7 protein-coding genes are annotated in these 7,612 nt (G+C 57.3%); all 7 read left to right on the top strand.

The window, feature by feature from the left end; translation table 11 throughout:
- The first annotated feature begins 310 nt into the window (after positions 1-310).
- The 7 genes from ASG35_RS03715 to ASG35_RS03745 all read left to right on the top strand — a co-directional run bounded on the left by ASG35_RS03715 (position 311) and on the right by ASG35_RS03745 (position 7,558).
- Positions 311-1,810 carry an NCS1 family nucleobase:cation symporter-1 gene (locus ASG35_RS03715; RefSeq protein WP_056352771.1) on the top strand — a complete coding sequence of 500 codons (1,500 nt, stop codon included), beginning with the start codon at positions 311-313 and terminating at the stop codon, positions 1,808-1,810.
- A gap of 68 nt (positions 1,811-1,878) precedes the next feature.
- Positions 1,879-2,613, top strand: a complete 735-nt coding sequence (locus ASG35_RS03720) for an aspartate/glutamate racemase family protein (RefSeq protein ID WP_056352979.1) — start codon at positions 1,879-1,881, stop codon at positions 2,611-2,613.
- 202 nt (positions 2,614-2,815) lie between these two features.
- The gene (gene puuE, locus ASG35_RS03725) at positions 2,816-3,763 is read left to right on the top strand and encodes an allantoinase PuuE (RefSeq protein ID WP_056352772.1); all 948 of its coding nucleotides are present in this window, start codon (positions 2,816-2,818) and stop codon (positions 3,761-3,763) included.
- Positions 3,760-4,284, top strand: a complete 525-nt coding sequence (gene uraD / locus ASG35_RS03730) for a 2-oxo-4-hydroxy-4-carboxy-5-ureidoimidazoline decarboxylase (RefSeq protein WP_056352773.1) — start codon at positions 3,760-3,762, stop codon at positions 4,282-4,284. The genes puuE and uraD overlap by 4 nt, the downstream gene beginning before the upstream one ends.
- Positions 4,285-4,321: 37 nt before the next feature.
- Positions 4,322-5,332, top strand: coding sequence for an allantoicase (gene alc, locus ASG35_RS03735; RefSeq protein ID WP_056352774.1), 1,011 nt, complete (start codon positions 4,322-4,324; stop codon positions 5,330-5,332).
- A gap of 28 nt (positions 5,333-5,360) precedes the next feature.
- Complete coding sequence (locus ASG35_RS03740) at positions 5,361-5,867, top strand: ureidoglycolate lyase (protein ID WP_056352981.1); 507 nt, start codon at positions 5,361-5,363, stop codon at positions 5,865-5,867.
- Between the two features lie 542 nt (positions 5,868-6,409).
- The gene (locus ASG35_RS03745) at positions 6,410-7,558 is read left to right on the top strand and encodes an IS481 family transposase (RefSeq protein ID WP_056352776.1); all 1,149 of its coding nucleotides are present in this window, start codon (positions 6,410-6,412) and stop codon (positions 7,556-7,558) included.
- Positions 7,559-7,612: the final 54 nt, after the last annotated feature.

The following is a 7,612-nucleotide window of genomic DNA, read 5'->3' on the forward strand; positions in this document are numbered from 1 at the left end:
TGCTATAGCGCGACCTTATCAATGGGCGCGACACGCTGAATCTTGATTGAAGACGAATGAACCTTAAGGTCCGCATCGAATGAATGCGCGACTTCTCCATGCTTTTTCCTGGACGCATGCGCGTGAACGCGCGTGCTGAATAGAAAGATTGCAGCCGCGCCAATTCTCACAAGCGGCCCGGATCGCTAAACGAATCGACGATAAGAACGCCCGCAAAGTTCGTGCGAAGGCGCCTTGTAGCCATACGACGAAGCCGCAGAAGTCGACGACCTCAAGCGGCGTCATTGCCGAGTTCATTCAAGGAGAAGTCATGGTTCAGTTCAGCGCGACCCCTGGCAGTGCTGCATTACCCGCTTACGACGATTCAAACCAGGACCCCGAATATCCGGCCGGATATAGCGATCGTCTTTATAACGACGACCTCGCGCCCCTTAAACATCAAACTTGGGGCGCTTATAACATCTTCGCTTTCTGGATGTCCGATGTGCACAGCGTAGGCGGCTACGTTTTCGCTGGCAGCTTGTTCGCGTTAGGCCTGACGAGCTGGCAAGTGCTCGTTTCCTTGCTGGTCGGCATTGGTATCGTGAACGTGCTTTGCAATCTGATCGCCAAGCCGAGCCAGCAGGCCGGCGTTCCTTATCCAGTCGCATGCCGTGCGACGTTCGGCGTGCTTGGCGCGAATCTTCCCGCCGTGATTCGCGGGTTGATCGCGGTCGCATGGTATGGCATCCAGACGTTTCTGGCTTCCAGCGCGCTCGTGATCGTGCTGCTCAAATTCATGCCGCAATGGATGCCTTATGCCGATGTCCATAACCACGGTTTTGCCGGGTTATCCGCGCTCGGTTGGGCAGGATTCATGTTGCTGTGGGTTCTGCAAGCGGTCGTATTCTGGCGCGGCATGGAGATGATCAAGAAGTTCATCGACTTTGCGGGACCGGCGGTTTATGTGGTGATGTTTATTCTCGCGGGGTACATGGTGTGGCGTGCGGGCTGGCGCAACATTGGGTTGAACCTTGGCGGGGTGAAGTATCACGGCATGGAAGTGGTCCCTGTGATGATCACGGCAATCTCGCTGGTCGTGTCCTACTTTTCCGGACCGATGCTTAATTTCGGTGACTTCTCGCGATACTGCAAAAGCTATAAGAGCGTAAAGCGCGGCAATTTCTGGGGCTTGCCAGTCAACTTTCTCGCGTTCTCGCTGGTTACCGTTGTGACAACTGCCGCGACCTTGCCGGTGTTTGGTCAACTGATCACGGATCCGGTTGAAACCGTCGGCCGTATCGACCAGCCGACGGCGGTTATCCTCGGCGCTTTGACCTTCACGATAGCGACCATCGGCATCAATATCGTCGCTAATTTTGTTTCGCCGGCATTCGATTTCTCCAACGTCGCGCCGCGCCTGATCAGCTGGCGCATGGGCGGGATGATGGCGGCGGTGGCATCGATTTTCATCACGCCGTGGAACCTCTTTAACAACCCCGCAGTGATCCACTACACGCTCGATGTGCTCGGCAGTTTTATTGGACCGTTGTATGGCGTGCTGATCGTGGACTTCTATCTGATGAAGCGTGGCAAGTTCAACGTAGAGGAGTTGTACACCACGTCGGAAACGGGACGCTACTGGTACAGCAACGGCGTGAACTGGCGCGCGGTTTCGGCCTTGCTTCCCGCTGCTGCAATCGCAATTGCGTGCGTGATGATTCCTGCATTGCAGGGCTCGGCTAACTTCTCGTGGTTTATCGGCGCGGGATTGGGCGGCTTGTTTTACTGGATCATCGCGGACAAAAAATCAGTGTCGAATTTTGCTTGAAGAGCCGTCATGCCGCGCGTTTTCCTGCGTGGCGTGATTGTGATCTCCACACGGATAAGAAGGTAGAAATGCGCATCAAACTGATCAATCCGAATACGACTGAACGCATGACGCGCGCAATGGATCGCTGCGCTAAAGAGGTTGCATCGAATGGAACGGAAATCATATCGGTCAGCGCGTCGATGGGACCGCCATCCATTGAAGGTTATTACGATGAAGCGCTTGCCTCTTTAGCATTGCTGCAGGAAATAGAGAAAGGCGAGAAAGAGGGCATGGACGGTTACGTCATCGCGTGCTTTGGTGACCCCGGGCTTTATGCGGCGCGCGAGCTGGCTAGCGGTCCGGTCATAGGCATAGCGGAAGCCGCAATGCATGCCGCGAGCGTGATCGCGCCGAGTTTTTCCGTGGTGACTACGCTCAAGCGCACATGCACGATGTCGTGGCATCTTGCCGAGCGATACGGCATGAAGCGTTTCTGCAAAAATGTCCGCGCTACCGATGTCGCCGTGCTCGACCTTGATATTCCGGGTTCCGAAGCGCGTTCAATCATTATCGATGAGTGCCGCAAGGCCTTAGCTGAAGACGGCGCGGAATCCATCGTTTTGGGCTGCGCCGGCATGGCCGAGTTTTGCCATGAGATCGAAGATGCAATTGGCGCGCCGGTAATAGAAGGCGTAACGACTGCGGTCAAATGGGCAGAGGCGTTAATTTCGCTAAAGCTTAAAACCGCCAAGTGCGGCGATTATGCGCGGCCTTTGCGCAAGCAATACGATGGCGACCTGGCAATCTACAGCCCTAAGTGACCGGTATAACGCGGGTATAACGTTTTAAGCAAACGAAGATCATACCTGCCGCCTGACCCGCAATATCTGCGTATGAATATGGGCGCGGCCATGTGTTTTCGCTAAACTGGCCTATCGTCGCGCAGGGTCCAATGCAGGGTCCGGTTTAAGGTCCTTTAGGCACCGTGCGCGGCTCCATCGACTTCCACGCACTGATCCAGCCATGTCGAACGAATCGAATTACCCACGCGACCTTATTGGCTATGGCCGATATCCCGTGCAGCCGAACTGGCCCGGGAATGCGCGCATTGCCGTGCAATTCGTGCTGAATTACGAAGAGGGCGGAGAAAACTGCGTGCTGCACGGCGATCCTGCGTCCGAACAGTTTTTATCGGAGATCGTGGGCGCAGCTGCTTATCCGTCGCGTCACATGAGCATGGAATCCATCTACGAATACGGATCGCGTGCGGGCGTGTGGCGCATTCTTCGCGAGTTCGAAAAACGCGGCTTGCCACTGACCGTGTTTGGCGTCGGCATGGCGATTGAACGTCATCCGGATCTCGCGCGCGCGTTCGTTGAACTGGGGCATGAGATTGCGTGCCACGGATATAGATGGATCCACTATCAGGACATGGCGCCCGAGAAGGAAGCGGAGCACATGCGTCTTGGCATGGAAGCCATCGAGCGCGTAACGGGCGTGAAACCGCTTGGCTGGTACACGGGACGTGATAGCCCCAACACGCACAGGCTGGTGGCCGAACATGGCGGGTTTCTCTACGACTCCGACTATTACGGCGACGACCTGCCGTTCTGGATGGACGTGCAAGTGAGCGGCGGCGCGAAGGTCCCGCATTTGATCGTTCCTTATACGCTCGACACCAACGACATGCGTTTCGCCACGCCGCAGGGTTTCAACACGGCGGAGCAATTCTTCGTGTATTTGCGCGACGCGTTTGATGTGCTTTACGAAGAAGGCAGCGAGGCGCCAAAGATGTTGTCCATCGGCATGCATTGCAGGTTGCTCGGGCGCCCCGGGCGCTTCCGCGCGCTGCAGCGCTTTCTCGATCACATCGAGCAATATGATCGTGTGTGGGTCACACGGCGCGTGGATATCGCGCGTCACTGGCGCGAACATCATCCGTACGCAGGAATTGCCGGAGCGACCGCATGATCACGAACGCACGAATGACACTGGAACAATTGAACGCGTTGAACGCGGATGATTTTGTCGGCGTGCTTTCTGGCATTTTCGAGCACTCGCGATGGGTTGCCGAGGAAGCGGTCAGCAAGCGGCCGTTTGCGAGTATCGACGCGCTTTATAAAACCATGGCATCAATCGTCGATACCGCCGGCGACGCCCGGCAACTTGCGTTGATCAACGCTCACCCCGAGCTTGCGGGCAAGGCTGCGGTGCGTGGCGAACTCACGCACGAATCCACGCGCGAGCAGAGCGGCGCCGGTCTTGATTTGTGCACGCAGGAAGAGTTCGACACGTTGCAGGCGCTTAATGCGGGTTATCGCGAGAAGTTTGGGTTTCCGTTTATTTTGGCCGTGCGCGGGTTTGATCGTCACGGCATCATCGCCAACTTTCAGGCGCGGTTGCATCACAGCCGCGATGTCGAGTTGCGCGAAAGTCTGCAGCAAATCTACCGGATAGCGCGCTTCAGGCTCGACGATCTGATCGTCGTTTGAACCGCGCACGCCGCCTTCAACTCATTCAAGGAACCTCATGTCCATTCCGACACTCGATCCCAACGCCCCCGAATTCACGCGCCGGTATGTGAACCTCGCGGACCCGCGTCTTGGCGCGCAGGCGCTCGAATCCAGCGATGATTTTTTCGCGCCGAAAGAGCGCATGTTGAATCCGGAGCCGGCTGTTTTCATCCCGGGAAAATTCGATAACAACGGCAAGTGGATGGATGGTTGGGAAACGCGCCGCAAGCGCGTGAGTGGCTACGACTGGTGCGTGGTAAAGCTGGCGCGGCCGGGCGTGATCAAGGGATTCGATATCGACACCAGCCATTTCACCGGCAACTTCCCGCCGGCCGCTTCCATTGAAGGCGCGCATGTGGCCGATGGCGCGCCGAACCAGTCGACGAAGTGGACTGAAGTGGTTCCGTCCATGACGTTGCAGGGCAACACGCACCATTACGTCGACGTCGCGAACGAGCAGCCGTTCACGCATTTGCGCGTCAACATTTATCCCGATGGTGGTATTGCGCGCTTGCGCGTGTATGGTCAGCCGCAGCTCGACTGGAGCAGCGCGAGCCGCAGCGAATTGTTCGACCTCGCCGCCATGGAGAACGGTGCGTATCTGGTTGGCACGAACAACCAGCATTTTGGGTTGGCGTCGACCTTGCTGATGCCGGGCCGCGGTGTGAACATGGGCGATGGCTGGGAGACGCGGCGGCGTCGTGAGCCGGGCAACGACTGGTGCATCGTGGCTTTGGCGCAGCCGGGCGTGATCAAAAAGATTGAAGTCGATACGGCGCACTTCAAGGGTAATTATCCTGACCGGTGTTCGCTGCAGGCAGCTTATGTGACGGGCGGCACGGACAGTTCGCTCGTGACGCAGGCGATGTTCTGGCCGGTTTTGCTTGGTGAGCAGAAGTTGCAGATGGACAAGCAGCACGGGTTTGAATCCGAGATTGCTGCGCTGGGTCCGGTGACGCATGTGCGATTCAATATTTTCCCTGATGGCGGTGTATCGCGGTTGCGTCTGTTCGGTACGCTGGCGTGATTATTTTGAATACGAAGCAGGTTCCACGATGAAAAAGCTGGCGATTGAACCGTTGACCAAGGCAGCCTTCGAGCAGTTCGGTGATGTGATCGAGCTTGAGGGTGCAAAGCAGATCCCGATCAACCTTGGGACAACGATGCGTTTCCACGATCTTGCTCGTATCGATGTGGAAGACGAGGGTGGCCGTCCGCTCGTGAACCTGTTTCGCGGGCAGCCGCGCGTATTGCCGTTCGAGGTATTGATGCTTGAGCGGCACCCGTTGGGGAGTCAGGCGTTTGTGCCGCTAAATGACCGTCCGTACTTGGTGGTGGTTGCGCCGGCTGGCGAGTTGAAGCCATCGGCCATCCGGGCGTTCGTAACGCGTGGATGGCAGGGCGTGAATTATGCGAAAGGTGTTTGGCATCATCCGTTGATAGCGCTTGATGAAGTGAGTGACTTCATCGTGGTTGACCGCGGCGGGGATGGAGTCAACCTGAATGAGCAGCAACTGGAAGAATCGCTTTGGCTGATGGGCGAGGATTTTATCCGCACCTGACCAAAGTATTTGAGAAGTAAAAAGCAGCGAGCCGGCCAAGCCGTCCCGCTGCTTTTTACGTTTTAAGGCGCTGTTCAAAATGTTTCAGAGCCCATCCCGAGAAACTGCCATTCAACCAAGCATGCAGAACGCGACGAAGAATATAGGGCGTACCAAGTCATATGGGCCTTAGAACTTGCCCGAGAACACTGGTGGCGAAGCGTGTGGATGTAGGAATACGGAGGGGGAGGGTTTCAGCGGGACGTGGCTATGCGCTAAGGGTGCTTCTTGCGTACCACCCTGTTAAAACTGCACGCTGTGGACAGTTAAGAATTAGCGGTGGAGAGGCGTTTTCTTTGCTTCGTTTCTTTTTCGCCGTTGTGTTTAGACCGGAGACATAGCTGACAGGTGTGCGGAGACATGGTTGACACTTTCGGGCAGTCCAACTGCCTCGAATCCGACCATGCCGTGGAACCCGCGCTGTTTAGACCGGAGACATAGCTGACAGGTGTGCGGAGACATGGTTGACACTTTCGGGCAGTCCAACTGCCTCGAATCCGACCATGCCGTGGAACCCGCGAGACACCATGAAACTGCGCCAGGAGTTCGTCGAACTCGCTTTGCATCAAAGCGTGCCCTTTGCCGATTTGTGCCGACGCTTCGGCGTGAGCCGCCAGACCGGCTACAAATGGCTCAATCGATATAAAAAAGACGGYATCGCAGGACTSGCCGATCAGTCACGCCGGCCGTTGCACTCGCCATCGATCACCCCGCCCGCGCTCGAGCAGCACGTGCTCGGCGTGCGCACGCGCAATCCCGCCTGGGGCGCGCGCAAAATCGCCCGGTTCCTGCGCGATCAGACGCCGGTGCCGCCGCCGGCCACCAGCACGATTACCGGGATCCTGCATCGGCACGACAGGATTACGCCGCGAGCATCGGCCGATGCCACCGCGTGGCGGCGYTTCGAGCGAGACCAGCCCAACGAGTTGTGGCAGATGGATTTCAAGGGCCACTTTGCTACCGTGGGCGAAGGCCGGTGCCATCCGCTGACCGTGATCGATGACCATTCACGCTTTAACGTGGTGCTGCARGCGTGCGCGTTCGAGACGACCGCGACCGTGCAAGCCCATCTGGAACGGGCGTTCGCCACCTACGGGCTGCCGCGCCAGATCAATACCGATAACGGCGCRCCGTGGGGCGCATCGCGCCAGCTCGGCCAATTGACGGAGCTGGCTATCTGGTTGATTCGATTGGGAATTCGGGTGAGTTACAGCCGTCCGTATCATCCGCAGACGAACGGCAAGAATGAGCGGTTTCATCGCTCGCTGAAGGCCGAGGTGCTGGCCGGGCGGACATTCATGACGCATCGCGAGGCGCAAACGGAGTTCGAGCGCTGGCGCGAGCTTTACAACAACCGGCGCCCGCATGAGGGCATCGGCATGAGCACGCCGGTCAAGCGGTATCGGCCCAGTACGCGGGTTTGGCCCAGCACGATTCCCGAACCGGAATACGGTCCCGACGACGAGATCGTGAAAGTGGACTGGCATGGCCGCTTTACGTTCCGGGGACGCGAGCTCAAGGTCTCGCGATCACTGGAGAAACTGAGCCTTGCAGCGCGACCCAATGCCGAAAAAGACGGAGTGTTCGATTTCTATTTTTATCAACATCGGGTGATGGAACTTGACCTGAACCAGCCCCCGACCTCACTATGAAAATGTGTCAGCTATGTCCCCGTACAAGTGTCAACCATGTCTCCGGTCTAAACA

The organism is Burkholderia sp. Leaf177 (assembly GCF_001424345.1).
GTDB lineage: Bacteria > Pseudomonadota > Gammaproteobacteria > Burkholderiales > Burkholderiaceae > Caballeronia.

What these genes read in the sequence shown, in the direction of transcription:
- ASG35_RS03740 (WP_056352981.1), top strand. Translation starts at nt 5,361, where the DNA reads ATGAAAAAGCTGGCGATTGAACCGTTGACCAAGGCAGCCTTCGAGCAG.
- uraD (WP_056352773.1), top strand. Translation starts at nt 3,760, where the DNA reads ATGATCACGAACGCACGAATGACACTGGAACAATTGAACGCGTTGAAC.
- alc (WP_056352774.1), top strand. Translation starts at nt 4,322, where the DNA reads ATGTCCATTCCGACACTCGATCCCAACGCCCCCGAATTCACGCGCCGG.
- ASG35_RS03715 (WP_056352771.1), top strand. Translation starts at nt 311, where the DNA reads ATGGTTCAGTTCAGCGCGACCCCTGGCAGTGCTGCATTACCCGCTTAC.
- ASG35_RS03720 (WP_056352979.1), top strand. Translation starts at nt 1,879, where the DNA reads ATGCGCATCAAACTGATCAATCCGAATACGACTGAACGCATGACGCGC.
- puuE (WP_056352772.1), top strand. Translation starts at nt 2,816, where the DNA reads ATGTCGAACGAATCGAATTACCCACGCGACCTTATTGGCTATGGCCGA.